This is a genomic window from Comamonas sp. MYb69 (assembly GCF_037479315.1).
In the GTDB taxonomy this organism is placed as follows: domain Bacteria; phylum Pseudomonadota; class Gammaproteobacteria; order Burkholderiales; family Burkholderiaceae_C; genus Comamonas.
In genome coordinates, this window is the sequence record NZ_JBBGZG010000015.1 from 119,969 (window position 1) to 142,827 (window position 22,859).

The window sequence follows — 22,859 nt, forward strand, 5'->3', positions numbered from 1 at the left end:
GCCTCAGTGCAGGCCTCCGTAATGGTCTTCACGAATAATGCGGGGCGTGATCTCGCGCTGCTCGATCGTCACGGGTTCGTAGATCACGCGTGCCTGCTCGGCGTCGTAGCGCATCTCCACATGGCCCGTCAGCGGGAAATCCTTGCGGAAGGGGTGACCGATAAAGCCATAGTCGGTCAGGATGCGGCGCAGGTCGTCATGGCCTTCAAAGACAATGCCGAACAGGTCAAAAGCTTCGCGCTCGAGCCAGTTGGCCGAAGCCCAGAGCTGGCTGAGGGTGTCGAGCACCGGGAAATCGTCGTCCTGGCAGAACACGCGCACACGCAGGCGCTGGTTCAGGCTGATCGACAACAGGTGCGAGACCACGGCAAAACGTGGGCCATCGGTGCCCACGTCCTTGTATGCGGAGTAATCCACGCCGCACAGGTCCATCAGCATCTCGAACTTGCATTCGGGCGCATCGCGCAGCAGCTGCATGGCTTGCAGGTAGTTCGAGGCCGAGACCTCCACGGTCACTTCACCCAGCGCCAGGGTCACCGAGCGTGCCTTGTCGCCCAGCACGCGGGCGATGGTCTCTTGCAGCACGCTAGGCTGTATCAGTTCTACACTCATTCCAACTCCTAGGCGCGCGCGATCGTGTGGGTGCGGCGGATTTTTTGCTGCAGCTGGATGATGCCGTAGATCAGCGCTTCTGCCGTGGGCGGGCAGCCTGGCACATACACATCCACCGGCACAATGCGGTCGCAACCGCGCACCACCGAGTAGCTGTAGTGGTAGTAACCACCACCGTTGGCGCAGGATCCCATCGAGATCACCCAACGCGGCTCGGCCATCTGGTCGTACACCTTGCGCATGGCCGGGGCCATCTTGTTGCACAAGGTGCCAGCCACAATCATCAAGTCAGCCTGGCGCGGGCTGGCACGGAAGACTTCGGCGCCGAAGCGGCCAATGTCGTAACGCGCAGCGGCCGCGTGCATCATCTCGACGGCGCAGCATGCCAAACCAAACGTCATGGGCCAGATCGACCCGGTCTTAGCCCAGTTCACCACCGAGTCGTAGCTCGTGGTGACAAAGCCTTTCTCCAACACACCTTCAATCATCGTGTACCTTTTTGATTTCCGGTTATTCCCAGGTCAGCGCGCCCTTTTTCCATTCATAGGCGAAACCCACCACCAGAATGGCCAAGAACACGAGAACCGCGATAAAACCAGGCATTCCCACTTCATGCAGCGAAACCGCCCATGGGAAGAGGAACGCAATTTCCAAGTCGAAGAGAATGAAAAGAATGGCGACGAGGTAGTAGCGCACATCGAATTTCATGCGCGCGTCTTCAAAGGCCTCAAAGCCGCATTCGTAAGGGGAGTTTTTCGCCGCGTTCGGGCGATTGGGTCCGAGGATGTAGCCTATGACCAGTGGGCCAAGGCCAACGCCTGCTCCCACCAGGATAAACAAAAGGACCGGGAGGTATTGTTCGAGGCTCATCTTGATGTCTACTCACCGCAGGAGCCAACCCAGGTAAGCACAAGACGCGACCCAGGCAGGCCTTTTATTGTGTTGGTGCCGTCGGCGAGACTCGAACTCGCACAGCTTTCGCCACTACCCCCTCAAGATAGCGTGTCTACCAATTTCACCACGACGGCTGATTTGACTTGCCTGGCAAGCACCGATTGCTTTTGAAACAATCTGCTCACCAGACAGACTCAGATTCTACTCTGTAAAAACCCTGAGTTCAGGGATTCTTTTCAAATAGTTGAGTTATTTGCCTGCAGGCTGTGCTGGCTCAGCCGCTGCGGCCGGTGCAGCAGCGGGCACGGAGGCATCGGCAGCAGGCGCAGCAGCGCCAGCGGCAGGCACCGAGGCATCCGCACCAGCGGCGGGTGCCGCAGGGGCTGCAGCAGGTGCAGGGGTCGACGCAGGAGGAATGGTCGCATCCACTGGGGCGCTCGACTGCGGGATCGTCGCAGCAGGGCCTTCGAGCACACTACCGGCCGAGGTCGGACGGGCATTGCCCAGGTAGGCCAGCGCCAAGGTTGCGGCAAAGAACACCGCCGCCAGCACGCCGGTGCTGCGCGAGAGGAAGTTGGCGCTACCGGAAGCACCGAACAGGCTGCCCGCGCTGCTGCCGCTGCCAAAGGCAGCACCCGCATCGGCACCCTTGCCATGCTGCACCAGCACCAGGCCAATCATGACCAGTGCTGCCAGCATTTGAATCGTCAACAGAATCGTTACCATCATCTACCCTTTTATCAAACTTGGTCGTCGCCAGCAGCCGCTTGCCCTCAAGCAGCTGCAGCAATAATTTTCAGAAAATCCTGGGCCTTCAGCGAAGTGCCACCGATCAGTCCACCATCAATATCGGGCTGGGCGAGCAGCTGCTCGGCATTGCCCGCATTCATGCTGCCACCATACAGCACCGGCACCTTGGCAGCCTGCGTGCTGGCCGCTGCCAGTTGTGCGCGCAATACAGCATGCACGGCCTGCGCCTGCTCGGGGCTGGCCGTCTTGCCCGTGCCAATGGCCCAGACCGGCTCATAAGCCACGACGATTTCGCTCACACAAGCACCCACCGCATGGATCACCGCTGCCAGCTGGCGCTTGACCACCGCTTCGGTCTGGCCGGCTTCGCGCTCGGCCAGGGTCTCGCCCACGCAGACAATCGGCGTGATGCCGGCAGCCAAGGCCTTTTGCGCCTTGGTCGCCACCAGCGCATCGGTTTCGCCGTGGTACTGGCGGCGCTCGGAGTGGCCGACCAGCGCATAGCGCACCGCAAAGTCACGCAGCATGGGTGCCGACACCTCGCCGGTGTAGGCACCGCCATCGTGCGCCGACACATCCTGCGCGGCCAGCGCAATGGCCGAGCCCTGCAGCAAAGACTGCACCTGGCCCACATAGACAGCAGGCACGGCCACGGCCACATCGCAGCCCGGTTGACCCAGGCCTTGCAGCAACTCGCCCAGCAAGACTTCGTTGGCAGCCAGGCTGCCGTTCATCTTCCAGTTTCCAGCAATCAGTTTTTTCACAATTGATCCCAGGTCAGCACGATCTTGCCGATATGTTGGTTGGATTCCATCAGCGCATGGGCCTGACTGGCGTGTGCGGCCGGGAATTGGCTGTGGATGATGGGGCGCACCTTGCCCGCTGCCAGCAATGGCCAGACCTTGGCCTGCAAAGCCTGGGCAATCGCCGCCTTGAAGGCCACAGGACGCGGACGCAGGGTCGAGCCGGTAATCTGCAGACGGCGGCGCAGCACCAAGCCGGCATTGAACTCGGCCTTGATGCCCCCTTGCACGGCGATGATGACCAGGCGGCCATCTTCGGCCAGTGCCTCGACCTCGCGGGCCACATAGTCGCCCGCCACCATGTCCAAAAACACATCCACGCCCTTGCCAGCGGTGATGCGCGCCACTTCGGCGACAAAATCCTGGCTGCGGTAGTTGATGGCCTCGTCGGCACCCAAGGCCAGGCAAGCCTGGCATTTTTCATCGGAGCCTGCGGTCACGATCACCTTGGCACCAAAGGCCTTGGCCAGCTGGATCGCCGTCACACCGATGCCGCTGCTGCCGCCCTGGATCAACAAAGTCTCACCGGGCTGCAACGCACCCCGGTCAAACACATTGCTCCAGACCGTGAAGAAGGTCTCGGGCAGACAAGCGGCCTCGACATCCGACAAGCCCTCGGGCACCGGCAGGCACTGGGCCACGGGAGCCACGCAGTACTCGGCATAGCCACCACCGGCCACCAGCGCGCATACGCGGTCACCCAGCTTGAGACCCTGCTCGGCCATGGCCGCCGTGTCTCCCGCCACCACCACACCGGCCACTTCCAGACCCGGCAGGTCCGAAGCACCCGGGGGCGGCGCGTAATGGCCCTTGCGCTGGATCACATCGGGGCGGTTCACACCACTGGCGACCACGCGAATGCACAGCTCGCCCTGCCCCGCCTGCGGCACAGAACGCTCTCCCAGCTTCAACACCTGCGGATCACCAAAGGCGGTGATCTCGACTGCACGCATCTTGTCCACGCTTGTTTCCTCAGCCAATCACAATCAGCACACGCTTTTCAGCAGAAAAACGCACCCAGCGCCAGGCGCATGGGTGCGTCACACAGCAGATTATTGCTGTTGTTGTTGCTGCTGGTCGGCAGCACCGTCCACGCGGGGCTCGCGTGGTTCGCGGTTCTGGCGAGGCGCGCGATCGCCGCGGTCACCACGGTCGCCGCGTGGCTCACGGAACTCGCGTGGTTCACGCTCAGGCATGCCGGCTGGACGGTCCAGCAGCGCCTTCATCGACAGCTTGACACGGCCCTTTTCGTCTGTCTCCAGCACCTTGACCTTGACGACCTGGCCTTCGCTCAGGTAGTCGGTCACCTTTTCCACGCGCTCGTGGGCGATCTGGCTGATGTGCAGCAGACCGTCCTTGCCGGGCAGCAGGTTCACCAGGGCACCGAATTCCAGGATCTTGACGATCGGGCCTTCATAGATCTTGCCGATTTCGACTTCGGCGGTGATCTCTTCGATGCGGCGCTTGGCTTCGTCTGCCTTGGCGCCATCGGTGGCGGCGATGGTGATGGTGCCATCTTCCTCAATGTTGATCTGGGTGCCGGTCTCTTCGGTCAGCGCACGGATGGTGGCGCCGCCCTTGCCGATCACGTCACGGATCTTCTCGGGGTTGATCTTCATCGTGTAGAGCTTGGGCGCGAACGACGAGACTTCGGCCTTGGCTTCGCCCATCGCTTCTTGCATCTTGCCCAGGATGTGCATGCGCGCTTCCTTGGCTTGCGCCAGTGCCACTTGCATGATTTCCTTGGTGATGCCCTGGATCTTGATGTCCATCTGCAGCGCGGTGATACCGTTGGTCGTACCGGCTACCTTGAAGTCCATGTCACCCAGATGATCTTCGTCACCCAGGATGTCGGTCAGCACGGCAAACTTGTTGTCTTCCTTGATCAGACCCATGGCGATACCGGCCACGTGGGCCTTCATCGGCACGCCGGCGTCCATCATCGACAGACAGCCGCCGCAGACCGAAGCCATCGACGAGGAACCGTTCGATTCGGTGATCTCCGACACCACGCGGATGGTGTAGGGGAACTCTTCCTTCGAAGGCAGGCAAGCGGCCAGAGCACGCTTGGCCAGACGGCCGTGGCCGATTTCGCGGCGCTTGGTCGAGCCCATGCGGCCCACTTCGCCGGTGGCAAAGGGAGGCATGTTGTAGTGGAACAGGAAGCGGTCTTCAAACTCGCCAGCCAGCGCGTCGATACGCTGTGCATCGCGCTCGGTGCCCAGGGTGGAGATCACCAGCGCCTGGGTTTCACCACGGGTGAACAGGGCCGAGCCGTGGGTGCGAGGCAGCACGGACGAGCGGATCTCGATAGGACGCACGGTGCGGGTGTCGCGGCCGTCGATACGGGGCTCACCGGCCAGAATCTGCGAGCGCACGATGCGCGCTTCGATGTCGAACAGCATGCCGTCGACCTTGACGCCGTCAAAGGCCACGCCTTGCTCGGCAAGACCAGCCTTCACAGCGGCATAAGCCTGGCGGCAGGCCAGCGTACGGGCTTGCTTGTTGCGCAGTTGGTAGGCGTCGCGCAGAGCGGCGTCGCCCAGCTCGCCGACCTTGGCGATCAGTGCTTCGTCCTTGGCAGGCGCGGCCCAGTCCCATGCGGGCTTGCCGGCTTCGCGCACCAGCTCGTGGATGGCGTTGATCGCAACCTGGCCTTGCTCGTGACCATAGACCACAGCACCCAGCATCACTTCTTCAGGCAGTTGTTGGGCCTCGGACTCGACCATCAGCACAGCAGCTTCGGTACCTGCCACCACCAGATCCATCAGCGAATCCTTGCGCTGGGTCTGGCCGGGGTTGAGCACGTATTCGCCGTTGATGTAACCCACGCGGGCAGCACCGATAGGGCCGTTGAAAGGAATGCCCGAGATCGACAGGGCAGCGGAGACAGCGATCATCGCAGCGATGTCGGCATCCACTTCTGGGTTCAGCGAGATGGTGTGGATGACCACATGCACGTCGTTGTAGAAACCTTCGGGGAACAGCGGACGGATCGGGCGGTCGATCAGGCGGCTGGTCAGGGTTTCGAGCTCGCTCGGCTTGGCCTCGCGCTTGAAGAAGCTGCCGGGGATCTTGCCCGCAGCGTAGGTCTTCTCGATGTAGTCAACGGTCAGCGGGAAAAAGTCCTGACCGGCCTTGGCGATCTTGGAGCCCACGACCGTAGCCAGCACCACGGTGTCGTCGATGTTGACCAGCACCGCGCCGGAAGCCTGGCGGGCGATTTCACCGGTTTCCATCGTGACCGTGTGTTGGCCCCACTGGAAAGTCTTGGTGACTTTGTTGAATATGGACATAGATTGCTCCTGGTTAAACAGCCAAAAACCTGTCGGTTCTCGGCAGGAGCCGGCATTCAGAACACGATGCCATTCCAGGGAGGTTGAAGGCCTGGAACCCGGGGTTCAGCCCCCTTGGAATGACACAGCTTCGCTCTGTTTGCGCGGCGTTGAAGTAAAAAACGCCTGAGCTAGCGGACTAACTCAGGCGTCTCCATCTCACCCTGGGCTTACTTACGCAGGCCCAGCTTAGCGATCAGTGCAGTGTAACGGTCAGCGTCCTTGGACTTGAGGTAGTCCAACAGCTTACGACGACGGCTCACCATGCGCAGCAGGCCGCGGCGACCGTGGTGGTCCTTGGCATGCGTCTTGAAGTGAGGGGTCAGTTCGTTGATACGGGCGGTCAGCAGAGCCACTTGGACTTCTGGGCTACCAGTATCGTTAGCGGAACGTGCGTTGGCCTGTACAACTTCGGCCTTGATAGATGCGGCGATCATGTGTTTTCCTTATAAGGAACACCGGCTTGCGCTGGCATTCTGGTTACTTGCGCCACAGCCGGAAAAGCTTGTGACGTGCGTCTTGCACCATGCAAAACCCTGCAATTATACCCAACTTCCAATTCTTGGGATTCAGCCCCAAAACCGCACCAACGCCGATGCCGCAGCACCCAGCACCACCACCAGCAAAAACGGCGCACGCAGCGCCAGAGCGATGATGGCCACGGCCAGCGCCGCCAGGCGGGCATCGAGCACCAGCTGCTGGCCACTGACGAGGGTGTTCATGGCGGTCAGCGCCGCCAGCAGCGCAATCGTCAGCGCGCCAGCCACCCGGGCCATGCGCGGGTGGCGCAGCCAGTGCGCGGGCACGCCGTAGCCCAGCAACTTGGTGCCATAGGTCACGGCGCTGGCCAGCAGCACCCAGATCCACCAGTGGTTGCCCACGTCTGCCATCGCGTTCATCGTGCGGCCTCCTGCGCGCTGGCGCCCTGCCCGGCCGGTCCGCTGCTGCGCGAGCCGTAACCCCAGGCAGCGCCCACCACCGCTGCAATCAAGATAGGCACGCCCGGCGCCACCCAGGGCACCGCCAGCATCGCAATGCTGGCAGCCACCACCGCCAGCGCGATGGGCTCCTTGTGCGTCAGACGCGGCCACAGCAGCCCCATAAAGGCGGCTACGGCTGCGCCGTCCAGCCCCCAGCGCCCCGGGTCGCCCAGGGCATTGCCCAGCAAGGCACCCGCGGCGGTGAACAGGTTCCACAGCAGGTAGACGCCCACCCCTGCGGTCCAAAAGCCCCGCTTTTGCTCGTCCTTGTCCGCCTGCCCCAGCGCGGTGGCGGCCGATTCATCAATCGTCAGCTGCGCCGACAGCAGGCGCGCCAGGCCGCGTGGGCCCAGCAAGGCGGCCATCTGCATGCCGTAGACGGCATTGCGCACGCCCAGCAAACTGGCCGCGCCCAGCGCTGCGGCCCCGGCACCACCACCCGCGACCACGCCGACAAACGCAAACTGCGAGCCACCGGTAAACATCAGCAGGCTCAAGGCGCAGGTCTGCCAGACCGACAGGCCTGCTGCCACGCCCAGCGCGCCAAAGGAGATGCCGTACAAACCGGTGGCCACGCTGATCGACACGCCCATGCGCACGGCGGGCGACGACCACCACCCTGAACTGTTAGAAGCCATGGGCGGCGATTGTAGAGGGTGTTGCGCGGCGCGCAGGCCAGTTGCGCGCCGCTGGGACGCATGGGGCACAGGCCACAAAAAAGCCCGCAGGGACTTTGTCCTTGCGGGCCCAGGGCACCTGGCATTGGTAAGCCAGACGCTCAGACGCTTTGCAAACTGGTGCTGTCAATGCCCCGCGCCGCCTCGCGTGCAGTCTCGCGGGCCGAGGCCAGGGCCGGCACGCAGACACCGGCCACCAGGTGGATCAGGGCCTCGGGCACCGCGTTGTAGGCGCCACGCGGGCCCAGGATATTGATGGAGCCCAGCACCTCCCCGCCGTACCAGACGGGAATGTTCAGCACCGCATGCAGGCCCCGGGCAACCAGGTCCTCGGCTTCGGAGAAGACGGTGCGGATGTCGGCCTCGTCCCGGCCGATATAGGGCAGGCCCTGGTCCAGCACCCGGCCCGACCAGGGGCCCTTGCCGGTGGCCTTGAAGCCGCCCAGCGGGCTGATGGCCTCGTTGGACGAGTAGATGCGGCGCATCAGCTTTTCCTGCTGCAGGTAGACCAGGCCGGTCAGCAGGCCGTAGCCAAACAGCTGCTGGCAGGCCTCGGCAATGGCGGCCCAGTGGCGCTCGGCACCGCTGCTCTGGCCCAAGGTGTGGGCCAGGCGGCCCAGGACATGGGTGGTGCTCATTGCTGAATCCCTTCCAGAGATACGCCATGCGTGTTCTTGCCGAACAGCAAGATGCCCATGCCGCCGACAAACAGCACGCCGGTCATCAGCGCAAACACGCCGCCAAAGCCCAGCACCGGGTAGGCCGCCCCCACGATGGTGGGTGAGGCGATCGAGCCGATACGCGCCAGCGCCGAGGCCGTCCCCATGCCGGTGGCACGGATGGAGGTCGGGTAGATCTCCGAGGTGTAGGTGTACTGGCCGGCAATCACGCCGTTCATGCCAAAGGACAGCAGCATGCTCAGCAGGATGATTTCCTGGTCGGCACCGGCAAAGGCCAGGCCCAGCGCCGCCAGGCAGGACACCAGCATATAGGCCAGGATGGTGTACTTGCGGCCGATCTTGTCGTTCAGGTAGGCAGCCGAGTAGTAGCCGGGGATCTGCGCCAGGTAGATCAGGATGGTGAAGGAAAAGCTCTTGGTCACCGCAAAGCCACGCGCCACCAGCAGGCTCGGAATCCAGACCAGGAAGGCGTAGTAGCAGAACATCACCGTGATCCAGAACACCCAGACCACCAGGGTGGTTTGCAGGTACTGGGGCTTGACCAAGGTAGCCAGCTTGGCCCAGGCGCCTTGCACGGCAGCGTCGGCGGCCTTGGCAGCCAGGCTCATCTTCACCGGCTCGGGAAGCGGCTTGCCGCTGCTGCGCAGCACCTGCGCTTCAATCTCGGTACAGATACGGCTGGCCTCTTCATGGCGGCCCATTTCTTCGAGCCAACGGGGCGACTCGAACAGCGCGCGGCGCATCCACAGCAGGAACACCACCGGCACCGAGGCGATGACCATGATCCAGCGCCAGCCATCGTCACTCATCGGCACGATGAAGTAACCCAGCAGCGCCGACATCACAAAGCCAAAGGAGAAAAAGCCTGCCAGCGCACCGGTAAAGCGCCCCCGGTAGCGGCTGCTGACAAACTCGGCCAGGTAAGGCGCGACGATGGCGCCCTCGGCCCCCATGCCCACACCGGCAATCATGCGCAGGATGTAGAACTCATGGAAGTTGGTGGCAAAGGCATTGATGAAGGTGGCCACGCAAAACAGCACCAGCGCCCACATCATCACGACCTTGCGGCCAAAGCGGTCGCCCAGCATGCCCGAGAGCAGCGCCCCCACCAGGAAGCCGACATAGGTGCTGCTGGCAATCCAGCCAGCCTGAATGCCGGTCAAACCCCATTGTTCGCGCAACGAAGGCAGGATGAAGGCGATGATGCCCGCATCCAGCGCCTCAAAGGCCAGGCCCAGGCCGCCAATGATGAGCAAGGTGAAATGGAAGCGGCTGAAAGGCAGCCGCTCCAGACGTTCGGAAGCGTTATACATATTGTTGTTCTCGCTCAAAGCCCATCAGCAGGCGTTCTTGTGGATGAAGCCGTCGCGCATGATCAGCTTGATCGCCGAGTCATGCTGGGTCAGCACCGAGACATCTTCCAGCGGGTTGCCGTCGACCAGCAGCAAGTCCGCATAGGCACTCTCCACCACTTCGCCCAGCAGGCCTTCGTGGTTCAGGATCTCGGCGCCAATCAGGGTGGCCTGCTGCACCACCTTGGCGTGGCCCAGCACCTTGGCGCGCAGCACCAGCTCGTCCGATTGCATGTAGTGCGTCTCGCCCAGCAAATCGCTGCCAAAACCCATCTTCACGCCGGCGGCGTCCAGCACTTCCAGCGCCTTGAGGCCGTTGGTGCGCACCTTGGCAATCTTTTGCACCGACTCGTCGGGCAGACCGTACTTGGCGCCGTCATTGGCCAGGCCTTCGTAGGTGATCAGGGTCGGCACCATGTAGGCGCCCTTTTCCTGCATCAGCTTGGCGGTGGCTGCATCGACCAGGTTGCCGTGCTCGATGGTGCGCACGCCGCACTCGATGGCACGGGTGATGGCCTGGGGCGTATACGCATGGGCCATCACATAGGTGTTCGCATTGTGGGCCTCTTCGACGATGGCGGTCAGCTCCGAGACCGAAAAGCCCAGATTGTTGATCGGATCGTTGGGCGAGGCCACGCCGCCCGAGGCCATCACCTTGATCTGGGCAGCGCCCTTCAGAATCTCTTCGCGCACCGCCAGGCGGCAGGCATCGACGCCATCGACCACCTTGCCGATATTGCCGATCTTGTAGGCGCAGGAGCAGGGGTCGAGCGTGTCATTGCGCGCCCGAAAATCGCCGTGGCCGCCGGTTTGCGACAGCGCCTTGCCAGCGCAGAACAAGCGCGGGCCGGCCACCTGGCGCGTACGCACGCCTTCGGCCAGCGCCCAGTCGGCACCGCCGGCATCGCGCACCGAGGTAAAGCCCCGGTCGATCATGCCCTTCATGATGGGCAGCGCGCGCAGCAGCGCCAGCGCATTGGGCAGATTGGCAACCGCACCCAGGTTGAAGCCCGAGGCCATCACATGCACATGGCAGTCGATCAGGCCGGGCATCAAGGTCATCCCCTTGGCGTCGATGACGGTGGCGTCCGCCACCTCAAAGTCTTCGGCACTGATCTTTTCGATCAGACCGTTGCGCACCAAAATGGTATGAGTAGAAGTCAATACGAGATTTCGGGTGTCCAGAATCTTGGCATTGCGGATCAGGGTGGATTGCATAATCGGTTGTGGCGTTCACAGCGCCATGGTTGCCTCTAATGCCCCGAACTCTAGCCAAGCTGCAACAATATGTGGCAATGACATGACGTCATGCATCTGCCAATTCTTCCTACCATCATGAGTGGAGCTCATACCCCATGCGCCGACGCTGCCCCACGATCTCCGAGCTGAATGCCTTTTTGCTGTCGGCGCAGCACCTGTCGTTTTCCAAGGCCGCCAAGGAGCTGTTCGTCACGCAAAGCGCCATCAGCCGCCATATTGCGGGCCTGGAGGCCTACCTGGGCCACCCCCTGTTCATGCGCCGCAGCCATGGCTTGGCGCTGACCCATATTGGCGAGAACTACCTCAAACTCGTGCGCCCGGCGATGGAATCGCTCGAACGCGCCACCACCCAGGTCATCTCCACCGCGCAGAACGCCCATCTGCTCAGCCTGTCGGTCGCGCCCACCTTTGCCGCCAACTGGCTGTTTCCCCGGCTGGAGAGCTTTCGCGTCCGCAACCCGCACATTGCCATCCACTTTGTGCGCTACAGCACCACCGATAGCGCCGAGACCGGCGATGGCTTCGATGCCTCCATCCAGTACGGCTACGGCGACTGGCCGATTGCCGATGCCCAGTACCTGATCGGGCGCGAGACCAGCATCGTCTGCTCACCCAGCTACCTGCAGCAGCACCCGATTGCGCACTTCAACGACCTCAAGCAGTGCAGCCTGCTGCAGCATATCGAGCTGCCCACCTCCTGGGACGACTGGTTCACCGCCTATGCCGGCCCCTATGAAGGCGCACGTATCGGCCCGGGCTTCAACCTCTTCACCCTCATCATCCAGGCGGCCATTGGCGGCCTGGGCGTTGCCTTGGTCCCCAGTTGCCTGCTGCAGGAGTCGCTGGCCTCACACAAACTGGTCGAGCCCTTTGGCCAGCGCTTTGAAAGCCCACTGGGCTACTACCTCTGCGCCCCCACCTGGCGCAGCGATATGGAAAGCTACCAGCGCTTTGGCGAATGGCTGCAGCAGGAATGCCGCCACCCTCCTACAGCCACTTGATCTGCAGCGGCACCCTGGCCGCTCCCCTTGCTTCTATGCTAGACCCCATCCCTGAACGAAGGAGTCCCTGTGAAGACCCAGCATTCCCCTTTCAACAAAATCGCCCGCTCGGTTGCCAAGTTCAGCGGCCACCCCGTGTGCTTTGTCGGCGCCCTCGCGGTCATCGTGCTCTGGGCCCTCAGCGGCCCGGTCTTTGGTTTCAACGACACCTGGCAGCTGGTGATCAACACCGGCACCACCATCATCACCTTCTTGATGGTGTTCCTGATCCAGTCCACCCAGAACAGCGACACCGAGGCCATGCAGATCAAGCTCGACGAGCTCATCCGCGCGATCGAACCGGCCCGCAACCGCATGCTCTCGCTCGAAGAGCTGGACGAAGACGAGCTGGATGCGCTGCGCAAGGAGTTCGACATCCTGGCCGACAAAGCCCGCCAGGCCGAGGAAGCCAAGCGGGGCTGAGCAGCGCCGGCCTGAGTGGGGTGAGGCCCCACTCAGCCTATCCACTCAACCCTTGTGCTTGTTCTTGGCCCCTCCCTGGCGCGCCTTGAAGCGCGGGTTGGACTTGCAGATCACATAGATGCGGCCACGGCGCTTGACCACCTGGCAATCACGGTGGCGCTTCTTGGCTTCTTTGAGCGAGGACAGGACTTGCATGGCAGAGCTTCTCCAAAACAGCAACAGAAGCAAAAATGATAATGCATTCTCATTATCATTTCAACCCCATCCGCTGAGATCGAGGTAAAGCGCTGCATCCGCAAGCCTTCGTTCAGGATTCGCCCACGCTTCCCGTCACCGGCAACACAATGCCGGAGATATAGCTGGAGCAGGCCTGCGATGCCAAAAACACATAGGCGGGCGCCAGCTCCTCGGGCTGGGCGGGCCGGCCCATCTGCGTATCGGCGCCAAACTTGCGCAGGTCCTCGGGGTTTTTATCGGCCGGGTTCAGCGGCGTCCAGACCGGGCCCGGGGCCACCGCATTCACCCGTATGCCCCGCTCCATCAGGTTCTGCGCCAGCGCTTTGGTAAACGCATGGATGGCGCCCTTGGTCGCAGAGTAGTCCAGCAGCTGCTTGCTGCCGCGCAGGCCGGTGACCGAGCCGGTGTTCACAATCGCATCGCCCCGCTGCAGGTACGGAATGGCGGCCTTGACCATGTGGAAGTAGCCAAAGATATTGGTGCGAAAGGTCTCGTCCAGCCGCTCGGTATTCAGGTCCTCAATATCGGCCGCATGCTGCTGGAACGCGGCATTGTTGACCAGCACATTGAGCGCGCCAAATTTTTTCAGCACCTGCTTGACGGCCTTGTCGCAAAACTGCGGGTCCTGCACATTGCCGGAGATTGCCAGGCTTTGCTGGCCCTCGTCCTCGATCAGGCGGCAGGTCTCTTGGGCATCGTCATGCTCATTCAGGTAGAGGATCGCCACATTGGCGCCCTCGCGGGCAAACAGCAGCGCCACTGCCCGGCCAATGCCCGAATCCCCGCCGGTGATGACCGCCGTCTTGCCCTCCAGCTTGCCGCTGCCCCGGTAGTTGTCGGCCAGGTAGAGCGGCTGCAGATCCAGCGCCTTCTCATGCCCGGGTTTGGCCAGCTTCTTGCCGGACATCGGCGGCGTGGGCACGGCGTGGCCGGGGCCGGGTGCCGTCTTCTTGCTGCTTATACCGTCTTTGCTGCGCTTGGTTTTTGGGGATGCCTTGGCCGCCTTGTCCCGGGCATCATTGCGGGTTTGCGCTTGCTGGATGCGCTGCTGCGCAGCTACCACCTCCGCGACCGAGCGCTTTTCTGGCGAAGGCTTTTTGCTGGCGCGCTTTTTGGATTTGCTGGTGGATGGACTCATGCTGAAACTCCTTGGGTCTTGAACTTCAAAAAACAAAACGACATATGAACGAACGGGACGCTGCGGCAAACCGCTGCTACATCAACCTCGACAGCCCTACATGCACTTACCCGCTGACAAGCTTGTCCGACATACGGCCGCCGCAGCGCGCAGTACAAACAAGGCAGAAAGGAGGCCGCCATGCCAACCCCTACTACGCCCCCTCAACCGCCGGTGGCACCACCGCCGCCGGATCTGCCCAAGCCCGAGCCCATCGATCCGCCAGACAGCACCTTGCCGATCGAGGAGCCGGGGCATGAACCACCGGTCAAGGATCCGGAACCGGTTTAAACCGGCAACGCAACAGGCCAGCACACCCACCGGTGGCTGGCCCGTTCCTTATTCTTAGTGCTTCTTGGCAGCGGCGTTGCGCTTGCGGGTGGCTGCCGCCTTTTTGGCCGATGCGGAGCGCTCCTCGGGGCTGCGGCTGGCAGCGGCTTTTTTGGCCGCTGCCGAGCGCACGGCCGCCAGCCGCGACCCCGGCCCGGTCGCCTTGCCCCGGCCCGAGCCTGAGAGCTTGCCGCCGCCCGTTTCCTTGTTCACCGTGGCCCAGGCACGTGCAGCGGCTTCATCTTCCGACACGCCCTTTTGCTCGTAGCTTTTCTCGATATGGCGGGCCATGCGTTTTTGCTTATCGGTATAAGCGGACTTGTCTCCTTGGGGCATTGCGGATCTCCTGGGGTGCTGCGTTGAGGCGGGGTGGCGTGGGATGGAGGGGCCTTACTGCGATGGATCACCATCGGCAGGCGGGCCGCCGCCACCGGGCTGGGGCTTCTTGGGGGTGGTGGGGACTGGCTTTTGCGCTTGTGGCGTGGCCAGCGCAAGGTTTGCAGGGGGCAGATGGGGCATGGGGTCCTCCGAGGGCTGAGTCAATGCTTTCAGCCTAGCCCTGGCGCAAGGCGCTGCCTGTCAGAAAAACGCTTTGCTGCCGCTTGTTCCGCTTTACACAGGGCGTAACGGCGATGCGCGTACCTTTGCGCGCTCCCCAGGCCTACACAGCGCAGCGATGGCGCTTGCAACACTGGGCTTTTGCATGCGCTGCCTATGCCGCAGCAGGAGAACGACCATGCCCCAGCCCTACGACCCCAGCCAATCGCATACCCAGCCCCCTATCCCCGGCCAGCCCCAGCCGGCGCCTGGTGAGCCGGGCACGTATGAGCCCAGCCCTTTGCATCCCTACCCGGGCAACCCGCAGCATCCCTATCCGAGCGAGCCGGTGCACCCCTACCCAGGCAACCCCGAGCACCCCTATCCGGGCACGCAGCCAGAGCCCGCGCCCGATACGACGACCGGTCAATCGGTGTGAGTGGATGCAGCGCTTGAGCGGCTGCAGGCTTATTTCTGCGTTGCCTGCAAGAGATCCAGGCGGCGCTGCACCTGGTCGGCCAGCGCCGTATCGCCCAGCTCCCGCGCCAGGCGCTGCTGGTTGATCAGCCAGGCCATCACGGCGCGGCGCCAGCCCTGGGCAGAAGCGGTATCTACCGCCTGGGTGACGACCGCCATCGGCAACGGCCCGCGCACCGCCAGCACGCCGGCAGCAACCAGGCGCGAGAGCGGGTCCTCTATCGCAGCCAGCGCAGCGGCTGCCTGCGCAGGCGCCAGGGGCGCCACCGCCTGCTGGGCCTTGGGCAGCAAGGCCACATCGCCGGCAGCCAACTGGCCCTGCAGATAGCGCGCATAGGCCTGCTCGGCATCGGCGGCATCCTGGGCCACGGCCTCAAAGCCTGTGCAAGGGGCGGCATCCAAGGCGGCCACCTGCGCGGCGCAGCGCGCCAGCTCCAATCGGGCCAGCAAGTCGGGCCGCGCCGTGCGGCTGACCTCATCGCGCGCACGCCGCCATTCGGCATCCGCCACCCGGCTGTTGCCCGACAGATAGGCATCGGTCGCGCGTTCGGCAGCGCCTTGTTCATTGATCGCCCAGTCGGGCGCCTTTTTGCTGCTGGCGCAGCCGCCCAGCACAGCGGCGGCCAGCAGTGCAGCGGCCAGGCGGGTGGCGATGGCAATCGGGGCGGTCATGGCAGTCGCACCTCGGCATCTTTTTTGGCAAACGGCCATTTGCGGTTCAGCTCGGTCAGCATGCCTTCCACCTTGCGCAGATTGGCCTCTACATCGGCGCGCAAATCGCCCAGCTGGTTGGTGGCATCCTTGGCATTGGCGCCCACGGCCTGGGCCTCCACCAGCACCGCATCCACCTTCTTCAGGCTGCCGCGCACATCGCCGAGCACGGCATTGAGCTGCTGCACCGTAGCGCGCACTTCGGGCATCACGCCGTCGGCCCCAAACACCTGCTTGTCGGCATTCTTGGCCAGGCCATCGAGCCGCGCCAGCAGCTGGTTGGTGCGGTCCAGCGTCTGCGATATCTTGCGCGCCTCGGCGTCGCCGCCCATCACCACGCCCAGCGCGCCGCTGGGGCCGTTGAGCTTGGTGCTCAGGTCACGCAGCTGCTCCAGGGTGCCGCCCAAGGCCGAGCCGGCCGAGGTCATCATGTTCAGGTTCTCCAGCAGCTGGCGGGCATTGCTCATCAGCTGCGGCAGCTCGGCCGTCGCATCGCCCGAGAGCACCGCGCGCACGGCGCCGTCCTCCAGCTGCGGGTCATCCAAAATGCCCGAATAGGCCTTGATCGTCGTGCCGCCCACCAGGCCCTTGACCAGGGTGAACACGCTGCTGCTGCGCAGCCAGTGCGCGTCTTTCTCGGGTACATCCACATGGATGCGCACCGTGCCATCGGGCGCCAACTCGATCTTGCTGACCTTGCCGATCGCAAAACCGGAGAAGGTCATGTCCAGGCCGATGGAGACGCCCTCGGAGTCATCGGCCGTCAGGATCAGCGACTGCTTGGGCTCAAATACGCCGCGCGCATACATCAGGTAAAAGGCCGAGCCCAGGATCAGCAGCAAGGTAAACAGCAGCAATGCCCCCGCCTTGCGCTCCAGATGCGGCACCGGCGCCAGGCCGTCCACTGCCACACCATCGACCACGGCCGCACGCCGCGCAGAGGCGGCAGAAGACGGCGGCGCGGGGCGGTCGGCAGAGTCGTGGGGTTCTGGTATTTGCATGTACCGCGATCTTACCCGGGCTGGCTGCCAGCTTCAAAACAAAGCTGCAATGGGTTGTTTTCAAAGGCAGACACTCACTTTCCGGCCCAGTCGCTCCGCATGTGCCCGCCCGCTGTTACACATAAGCCATGCGCAAGCTCTTATACTGTAAATATATACAGTTATTTGCCATGCCTCTACTCGATGCCCTGTCCCTGCCGCCCACGGTGGCCGCCCAGCTCTGGCGCGGCGACCACCTGGTGCGCGCGCCGATGGCGGGCGTCCCCACCGGCTGGGATGCGCTCGATGCCCAGCTGCCCGGCAAGGGCTGGCCCAGCCAGTGCCTGACGGAGGTACTGCAGCCCCAGGCCGGCACCCTGGAGTGGCGCCTGACCGGCAAGGCCCTGCAACAGTGCCCGCCGCACAAACCCGTCATCGCACTGGGCCCGCCGCTGCCGCCCCATGCCAGCGGGCTGGCGCAAAGCGGCCTGGCGCCTGGGCAGCTGGTCTGGATCCATGGCAGCCGCCCGCAAGACCAGCTCTGGGCGCTGGAGCAGCTGCTCCGGGCCAATGCCGCCGCCGCGCTGCTGGCCTGGCTGCCCCAGGTGCAGCCCGAGCAGATACGCCGCCTGCAGATCAGCGCCCAGCAGTTTGAAGGCCTGGTGTTTGTGTTCCGGCCCGAGAGCAGCCGGCACCAGGCCTCGGCCGCGCCGCTGCGCCTTTTGGTGCGCAGCAGCCAGCCCTGGTCGCTGCAGCTGGAGCTGCTCAAACGCCGGGGCCCCGTGTACGAAGGCACGCTGGAGCTGCCCGCCGTGCCGCCCAGCCTGCAAGCCGTGCTGCCCGCGCGCCTGTGGCCCGGCACCGTGCCGCAGCCAGCCACCCTTCCTTCCACCACCTCGACCAGAGCCATCCTCTTGCCAGACCATGACAGCGATCTGGGCCGCCCTGCTGCCCCAACTCCCCCACCCCGCCGCCAGCGCGCGCCCCAGTCCAGCCTGCAGCACTGAGGCCACCCCAGCCGCGCCCGCCACGTCCACGGCCCAGATGCAAGGCCTGGCACTGTGGGCGCAGCAGTTCACGCCGCGCCTGGCCTGCGTGCCCTCGGACAGTGTGTTTGGCGATGCGCTGGTGCTGGAGCTCTCGGCCAGCGAGCGCCTGTTTGGCGGGCGCCAGCAGCTGGCCCGGCGCCTGCTGCGCGAGAGCCGGCAGCTGGGCGTGCAAGCCATCAGCTGGGCCCCCACCAGCCTGGCCGCCATTGCGCTGGCACGCTGCGGCATCCGCCACGGCATGGGCCAGCCGCTGCCCCAGGTGCTGGCGCCCCTGCCCTTGCAGGCCATCGATGCGGTGGCCCGCCATGCCGAGCTGCTGAGCCAGCTGGGCTGCCAGAGCCTGGGCGCCGTGCATGCGCTGCCCCGGGGCGCACTGGCCCGGCGCATGGATACGGGCATCTTGAAAGCCCTCGACCAGGCCCATGGCCTGCTGCCCGACCGCTACCCCTGGATCCAGCTGCCCGCCCGCTTTGATGCCCGGCTGGAGCTGCCCATGCGCATCGACCAGGCCGATGCGCTGATGCATGGCGCGCGCCACCTGCTGCTGCAGCTGTGCGGCTGGCTGGCGGCGCAGCGTGCGGGCGTGCGCAGCTTTCGGCTGTGCTGGTGCCATGATGCGATGCGCTCCCGCCATGTGGGCGATGGCGGTGAGCTGACCATCCACACCGCCAGCACCACGCGCGATCTGCAGCACCTGTGCCGCCTGCTGCAAGAGCACCTGGCCCATGTGGAGCTGCAAGCCCCCGTGGGCGAGCTGAGCTTGCATGCCGATGCCCCCGAAGCGCTGCAAGAGCGCAGTGCCAGCCTGTTGCCCGACAAAACCGCCGATGGCGAAAGCCTGGAGCAGGTGCTCGAACGCATCACCGCCCGCCTGGGCGAAGACCAGGTGCAGCGCCCGCTGCTGCGGCCCGACCACCGCCCCGAGTGGCAGGTGCAGTGGCTGCCCGCGCAGCCAGCCGGCAAGGCCAAGGCCGCCCCGCCCGCTGCACAGCCCCATTCACGGCATGTACCGCCCCTTGCCCAACCCAGCTTCTTGCTGCCCACCCCCCTGCAACTGCTGCAAGACAGCCAGAGCCAGCCGCTCTACCACGGCCCCTTGCAGCTGCTGCTGGGCCCGCAGCGCATTGAAGGCGGCTGGTGGCACCGCAGCCCCGGTTTTTTGCCGGTGAGCGATGCGGATGGCGACACCCACACGGGCGAGGCAGCAATCGACATCGATCACCGCGATCACCGCGAAAGCCCGCCCCAACCCGCCCCCATCACCCAAACCGCCCACACCGCGCTGCGCGATTATTGGGTCGCCCACAGCCCGCATGCCGGCCTGCTGTGGATCTTCCACACCCGCCTGTCGGCCAACAGCGGCGCCTGGTTTTTGCATGGCCGCTTTGCCTGAGCTGCGCAGCACCCGTCCCAAGCCATGGCCACCCGTCCCAAACTCTCCATTCCGCCCTACGCCGAGCTGTGGTGCCTGAGCAATTTCAGCTTTTTGCGCGGCGCCAGCCATCCGCATGAGCTGGTCGAGCGCGCCCATGCCCAGGGCTACCGTGCGCTGGCCCTGACCGATGAATGCTCGCTCGCAGGCATTGTGCGCGCCCATGTCGCCGCGCGTGACTGCGGGCTGCCGCTGATCGTGGGCGCGCAGTTCGAGGTGCAGCCCAGCGATGCGGCCGCACCCGCCTTCACCCTGGTGGCACTGGCCTGCAACCTGCACGGCTACGGCAACCTCTGCGCCCTCATCACCCAGCTGAGGCGCAAATCGCCCAAGGGCAGCTATGCGCTGGCGCAGTCAGCCATCCACCCGCGCGCGCTGCAGGACTGCCTGCTGCTGCTGGCCCCCAGCCGCCAGGCCAGCACAGCGCAGATCCAGGCCCAGGCCGCCTGGCTGCAGCAGCACTTTGCCGGCCGCTGCTGGCTGGCCGTGCAGCTGGACCGCAGCCTGGGCGACGAGGCCTGGCTGGCGCAGATGCGCGCGGCGGGCAGCAGCAGTGGCGCGCCGCTGGTGGCCGCCGGCAATGTGCACATGCATGTGCGCTCGCGCAAGCCCATGCAGGATGTGCTGACCGCCATCCGCCTGCGCCGCCCGCTCACCGACTGCGGCTACGCGCTGCAGCCCAATGCCGAGCAGCACCTGCGCAGCCGGCTGCGGCTGGCGCAGATGTACCCGCCCGATCTGCTGGAGGCCAGCCTGGGCATTGCCGCGCGTTGCCAGTTCTCGCTGTCCGAGCTGCGCTACCAGTACCCCGACGAGGTGGTGCCGCCCCAGCTCACACCGGCGGCCTACCTGCGCCAGCTCAGCTACGAAGGGGCGGCCCGCCGCTGGCCGCAAGGCACACCGCCGCAGGTGCAAGCCACCTTGGAAAAAGAGCTGGCCCTTATCTCCGAGCTGCAGTACGAGCACTACTTTCTGACCGTCTACGACATCGTGCGCTTTGCCCGCAGCAAGGACATCCTCTGCCAGGGCCGGGGCTCGGCCGCCAACTCGGCCGTCTGTTTTTGCCTGCAGATCACCGAGGTTGACCCGCACAAGAGCAGGCTGCTGTTCGAGCGCTTTATCAGCAAGGAGCGCAACGAGCCGCCCGATATCGATGTGGACTTCGAGCATGCCCGGCGCGAAGAAGTCATCCAGTACCTGTACAAGAAATATGGCCTGCACCGCGCAGGCCTCACCGCCGTCGTCATCCGCTACCGGCGCAAATCCGCGATCCGCGATGTGGCCAAGGCGCTGGGCTTTGCACTGCCCAGCATCGATCTGCTGGCACGCGACCATTCGCGCTGGGACGACGAACTGCTGCGGGCCGAAGCGCTGGCCCAGTGCGGCCTGCAGGCGGGTGACCTGGCCGTGCGCCAGCTGCAGGAGCTGGTCGAGACCCTGCGCGATTTTCCGCGCCACCTGTCCCAGCATGTGGGCGGCTTTGTGCTCACGCGCGGCCCGCTCTCGCGCATCGTGCCGATCGAGCGCGCCAGCATGGAAAACCGCACCGTCATCCAGTGGGACAAGGACGACCTCGATGCCGTCGGCCTCCTCAAGGTCGATGTGCTGGCACTGGGCATGCTCACCGCGCTGCAAAAAATGCTGCACCTGGTGGGCGCACGCCAGGGCCGCAGCTTTGCGCTGGGCGATATCCCGCACGACGACAAACCCACCTACGACATGATCTGCGCGGCCGACACTATCGGCGTCTTCCAGATCGAGAGCCGCGCCCAGATGAGCATGCTGCCGCGCCTGCGGCCGCGAGCGTTCTACGACCTGGTGATCGAGGTCGCGCTGGTGCGGCCCGGCCCCATCCAGGGCGGCATGGTTCACCCCTATCTGCGCCGCCGCCAGGGGCTGGAAGAAATCCAGTACGAAAGCGAGCTGCTGCGCCCGGCACTGGAGCGGACCCTGGGCGTGCCCATCTTCCAGGAGCAGGTGATGCAGATCGCCATCGATGCGGCCGGTTTCAGCGCTGGCGAGGCCGACCAGCTGCGCCGCTCGATGGCCGCCTGGCGCCGCACCGGCAACCTGCAAAAGTACTACGACAAGATCATCAACGGCATGACCGGCAATGGCTATTCGCAGGCCTTTGCCGAATCGATCTTTCAGCAGATCCAGGGCTTTTCGGAATACGGTTTTCCGGAGAGCCATGCCGCCAGCTTTGCAATCCTGGTGTACTTCAGCGCCTGGATCAAATGCCACTACCCGGCCGAGTTTCTGGTGGCCATGATCAACAGCCAGCCGCTGGGCTTTTACAGCAACAGCCAGCTGATCCAGGACGCCCAGCGCCATGGCGTGCAGGTGCTGCCCGTCGATGTGATGCACAGCGGCATGGACTGCACTACCGAAGCCGCCAGCGGCCCCCATCCCGCCGTGCGCCTGGGCCTGCGCCTGGTCAAGCAGCTGCAGCAGGCGCAAGTCAAGCGCCTGCTGCAGGCCCGCGACGCCGCCCCCTTTGAGAGCGCCCAGGACCTGGCCCGCCGCGCCCAGCTGGACGCCCCTGCGATGAAGAACCTGGCCGCCGCCGATGCCCTGGCCAGCCTCGAAGGCCACCGCCGCCACCAGCTCTGGCAGGCCTCCGCCCCGCTGCACCACAGCCGACTGCTGCGCGCTGCCCCCATCGACGAGGAAGAGCTGCAACTGCCCGCCGCCAGCGAGCAGGAAGACATCCACTGGGACTATGCCGCGCTGGGCCTGAGCCTGCGCCGCCACCCCATGGCCTTGCTGCGCGAACGCCTGCAGCGCCACCGCTTCCAAACCCAGGCCGAGCTGCGCGAAGCGCGCGACGGCAGCTGGGTGCGCGCCTGCGGCATCGTCACCCTGCGCCAGCAGCCCCCCACCGCCAAAGGCGTCGTCTTTATCACCCTGGAGGACGAAACCGGCAACCTGCAAGTCATCTGCTGGCCCCACCTGCGCAGCGCCCAGCGCGACGCCCTGCTGCACGCCCAGTTCCTGGCCGTACAAGGCCGCTGGCAGCGCAGCGGCGAGGTGGGCAACCTGATCGCGCACCAGCTGCGGGATGTGTCGGACTGGTATGACAGCCTGCGGATTCGGAGCCGGGATTTTCGGTGAAGGGGTTGT

25 protein-coding genes, 1 tRNA gene and 1 pseudogene are annotated in these 22,859 nt (G+C 64.6%); 7 read left to right on the forward strand and 20 right to left on the reverse strand.

Annotated features, from left to right (window positions below; all coding sequences use genetic code 11):
- Nucleotides 1-3: 3 nt before the first annotated feature.
- The 14 genes and pseudogenes from WH303_RS19405 to WH303_RS19470 all read right to left on the reverse strand — a co-directional run bounded on the left by WH303_RS19405 (nt 4) and on the right by WH303_RS19470 (nt 11,301).
- Complete coding sequence (locus tag WH303_RS19405) at nt 4-612, reverse strand: NADH-quinone oxidoreductase subunit C (protein ID WP_021028559.1); 609 nt, start codon at nt 610-612, stop codon at nt 4-6.
- A gap of 8 nt (nt 613-620) precedes the next feature.
- Nucleotides 621-1,100: a NuoB/complex I 20 kDa subunit family protein gene (locus tag WH303_RS19410; protein WP_021028558.1), complete on the reverse strand. Its 480-nt coding sequence runs from the start codon at nt 1,098-1,100 to the stop codon at nt 621-623.
- A gap of 22 nt (nt 1,101-1,122) precedes the next feature.
- Complete coding sequence (locus WH303_RS19415) at nt 1,123-1,482, reverse strand: NADH-quinone oxidoreductase subunit A (RefSeq protein ID WP_021028557.1); 360 nt, start codon at nt 1,480-1,482, stop codon at nt 1,123-1,125.
- Between the two features lie 73 nt (nt 1,483-1,555).
- A tRNA-Leu gene (locus tag WH303_RS19420) sits at nt 1,556-1,640 on the reverse strand.
- 202 nt (nt 1,641-1,842) lie between these two features.
- Nucleotides 1,843-2,232, reverse strand: a pseudogene (gene secG, locus WH303_RS19425) (preprotein translocase subunit SecG); the annotation flags it as partial.
- A gap of 47 nt (nt 2,233-2,279) precedes the next feature.
- Nucleotides 2,280-3,023 (reverse strand): triose-phosphate isomerase, encoded by a 744-nt coding sequence (tpiA, locus tag WH303_RS19430; protein ID WP_339520522.1) that lies wholly within the window; start codon nt 3,021-3,023, stop codon nt 2,280-2,282.
- Nucleotides 3,017-4,012, reverse strand: a complete 996-nt coding sequence (locus WH303_RS19435) for an NAD(P)H-quinone oxidoreductase (RefSeq protein WP_339520524.1) — start codon at nt 4,010-4,012, stop codon at nt 3,017-3,019. Before WH303_RS19435 ends, tpiA begins: the two co-directional genes overlap by 7 nt.
- 99 nt (nt 4,013-4,111) lie before the next feature.
- A complete protein-coding gene (pnp, locus tag WH303_RS19440) occupies nt 4,112-6,355 on the reverse strand; it encodes a polyribonucleotide nucleotidyltransferase (protein ID WP_021028553.1) in 2,244 nt (747 codons plus the stop codon).
- Between the two features lie 209 nt (nt 6,356-6,564).
- Nucleotides 6,565-6,831 carry a 30S ribosomal protein S15 gene (gene rpsO, locus WH303_RS19445; protein WP_027011292.1) on the reverse strand — a complete coding sequence of 89 codons (267 nt, stop codon included), beginning with the start codon at nt 6,829-6,831 and terminating at the stop codon, nt 6,565-6,567.
- A gap of 132 nt (nt 6,832-6,963) precedes the next feature.
- Nucleotides 6,964-7,293: an AzlD domain-containing protein gene (locus WH303_RS19450; protein WP_021028551.1), complete on the reverse strand. Its 330-nt coding sequence runs from the start codon at nt 7,291-7,293 to the stop codon at nt 6,964-6,966.
- On the reverse strand, nt 7,290-8,012 hold the full coding sequence (locus WH303_RS19455; protein WP_312986890.1) for an AzlC family ABC transporter permease: 723 nt from the start codon (nt 8,010-8,012) through the stop codon (nt 7,290-7,292). The genes WH303_RS19450 and WH303_RS19455 overlap by 4 nt, the downstream gene beginning before the upstream one ends.
- A gap of 140 nt (nt 8,013-8,152) precedes the next feature.
- Nucleotides 8,153-8,689 (reverse strand): GAF domain-containing protein, encoded by a 537-nt coding sequence (locus WH303_RS19460; protein ID WP_339520484.1) that lies wholly within the window; start codon nt 8,687-8,689, stop codon nt 8,153-8,155.
- Nucleotides 8,686-10,044 carry an MFS transporter gene (locus WH303_RS19465; RefSeq protein WP_339520486.1) on the reverse strand — a complete coding sequence of 453 codons (1,359 nt, stop codon included), beginning with the start codon at nt 10,042-10,044 and terminating at the stop codon, nt 8,686-8,688. Before WH303_RS19465 ends, WH303_RS19460 begins: the two co-directional genes overlap by 4 nt.
- Nucleotides 10,045-10,068: 24 nt before the next feature.
- A complete protein-coding gene (locus tag WH303_RS19470) occupies nt 10,069-11,301 on the reverse strand; it encodes a metal-dependent hydrolase family protein (RefSeq protein WP_339520488.1) in 1,233 nt (410 codons plus the stop codon).
- Between the two features lie 137 nt (nt 11,302-11,438).
- On the opposite strand from WH303_RS19470, the gene WH303_RS19475 reads away from it, so the two are divergent.
- A complete protein-coding gene (locus WH303_RS19475; protein WP_021028546.1) occupies nt 11,439-12,344 on the forward strand; it encodes a LysR substrate-binding domain-containing protein in 906 nt (301 codons plus the stop codon).
- A gap of 69 nt (nt 12,345-12,413) precedes the next feature.
- Nucleotides 12,414-12,806: a low affinity iron permease family protein gene (locus WH303_RS19480; protein WP_312987798.1), complete on the forward strand. Its 393-nt coding sequence runs from the start codon at nt 12,414-12,416 to the stop codon at nt 12,804-12,806.
- Nucleotides 12,807-12,851: 45 nt separating this feature from the next.
- Here the strand turns inward: WH303_RS19480 and ykgO are convergent, their stop codons facing one another.
- Nucleotides 12,852-13,001, reverse strand: a complete 150-nt coding sequence (gene ykgO / locus WH303_RS19485) for a type B 50S ribosomal protein L36 (RefSeq protein WP_021028544.1) — start codon at nt 12,999-13,001, stop codon at nt 12,852-12,854.
- Nucleotides 13,002-13,113: 112 nt separating this feature from the next.
- The gene (locus WH303_RS19490) at nt 13,114-14,181 is read right to left on the reverse strand and encodes an SDR family oxidoreductase (protein WP_339520489.1); all 1,068 of its coding nucleotides are present in this window, start codon (nt 14,179-14,181) and stop codon (nt 13,114-13,116) included.
- Nucleotides 14,182-14,361: 180 nt separating this feature from the next.
- Here WH303_RS19490 and WH303_RS19495 point away from each other — a divergent pair, with 180 nt between their 5' ends.
- Entirely contained in the window at nt 14,362-14,511 is a 150-nt protein-coding gene (locus tag WH303_RS19495) for a hypothetical protein (RefSeq protein ID WP_165841178.1), read from the forward strand.
- A 54-nt stretch (nt 14,512-14,565) separates the two neighbouring features.
- On the opposite strand, the gene WH303_RS19500 is transcribed toward WH303_RS19495, so the two are convergent.
- The gene (locus WH303_RS19500; protein ID WP_339520491.1) at nt 14,566-14,886 is read right to left on the reverse strand and encodes a plasmid stabilization protein; all 321 of its coding nucleotides are present in this window, start codon (nt 14,884-14,886) and stop codon (nt 14,566-14,568) included.
- Between the two features lie 54 nt (nt 14,887-14,940).
- On the reverse strand, nt 14,941-15,069 hold the full coding sequence (locus WH303_RS19505; RefSeq protein WP_339520493.1) for a hypothetical protein: 129 nt from the start codon (nt 15,067-15,069) through the stop codon (nt 14,941-14,943).
- A gap of 217 nt (nt 15,070-15,286) precedes the next feature.
- On the opposite strand from WH303_RS19505, the gene WH303_RS19510 reads away from it, so the two are divergent.
- The gene (locus tag WH303_RS19510) at nt 15,287-15,526 is read left to right on the forward strand and encodes a hypothetical protein (protein ID WP_116925894.1); all 240 of its coding nucleotides are present in this window, start codon (nt 15,287-15,289) and stop codon (nt 15,524-15,526) included.
- Between the two features lie 29 nt (nt 15,527-15,555).
- Here WH303_RS19510 and WH303_RS19515 read toward each other — a convergent pair whose 3' ends face one another.
- Both WH303_RS19515 and WH303_RS19520 read right to left on the reverse strand, forming a co-directional pair.
- Entirely contained in the window at nt 15,556-16,236 is a 681-nt protein-coding gene (locus WH303_RS19515; protein WP_339520495.1) for a hypothetical protein, read from the reverse strand.
- Nucleotides 16,233-17,276: an MlaD family protein gene (locus WH303_RS19520; RefSeq protein WP_148293042.1), complete on the reverse strand. Its 1,044-nt coding sequence runs from the start codon at nt 17,274-17,276 to the stop codon at nt 16,233-16,235. Before WH303_RS19520 ends, WH303_RS19515 begins: the two co-directional genes overlap by 4 nt.
- A 170-nt stretch (nt 17,277-17,446) precedes the next feature.
- On the opposite strand from WH303_RS19520, the gene imuA reads away from it, so the two are divergent.
- From imuA to WH303_RS19535, 3 genes are read left to right on the forward strand one after another with little or no spacing between them, the layout of a single operon-like run.
- Nucleotides 17,447-18,262, forward strand: a complete 816-nt coding sequence (gene imuA / locus WH303_RS19525; protein ID WP_339520496.1) for a translesion DNA synthesis-associated protein ImuA — start codon at nt 17,447-17,449, stop codon at nt 18,260-18,262.
- A complete protein-coding gene (locus tag WH303_RS19530) occupies nt 18,180-19,697 on the forward strand; it encodes a Y-family DNA polymerase (RefSeq protein WP_339520498.1) in 1,518 nt (505 codons plus the stop codon). Before imuA ends, WH303_RS19530 begins: the two co-directional genes overlap by 83 nt.
- 24 nt (nt 19,698-19,721) lie before the next feature.
- Nucleotides 19,722-22,850, forward strand: a complete 3,129-nt coding sequence (locus WH303_RS19535; RefSeq protein ID WP_339520499.1) for an error-prone DNA polymerase — start codon at nt 19,722-19,724, stop codon at nt 22,848-22,850.
- Nucleotides 22,851-22,859: the final 9 nt, after the last annotated feature.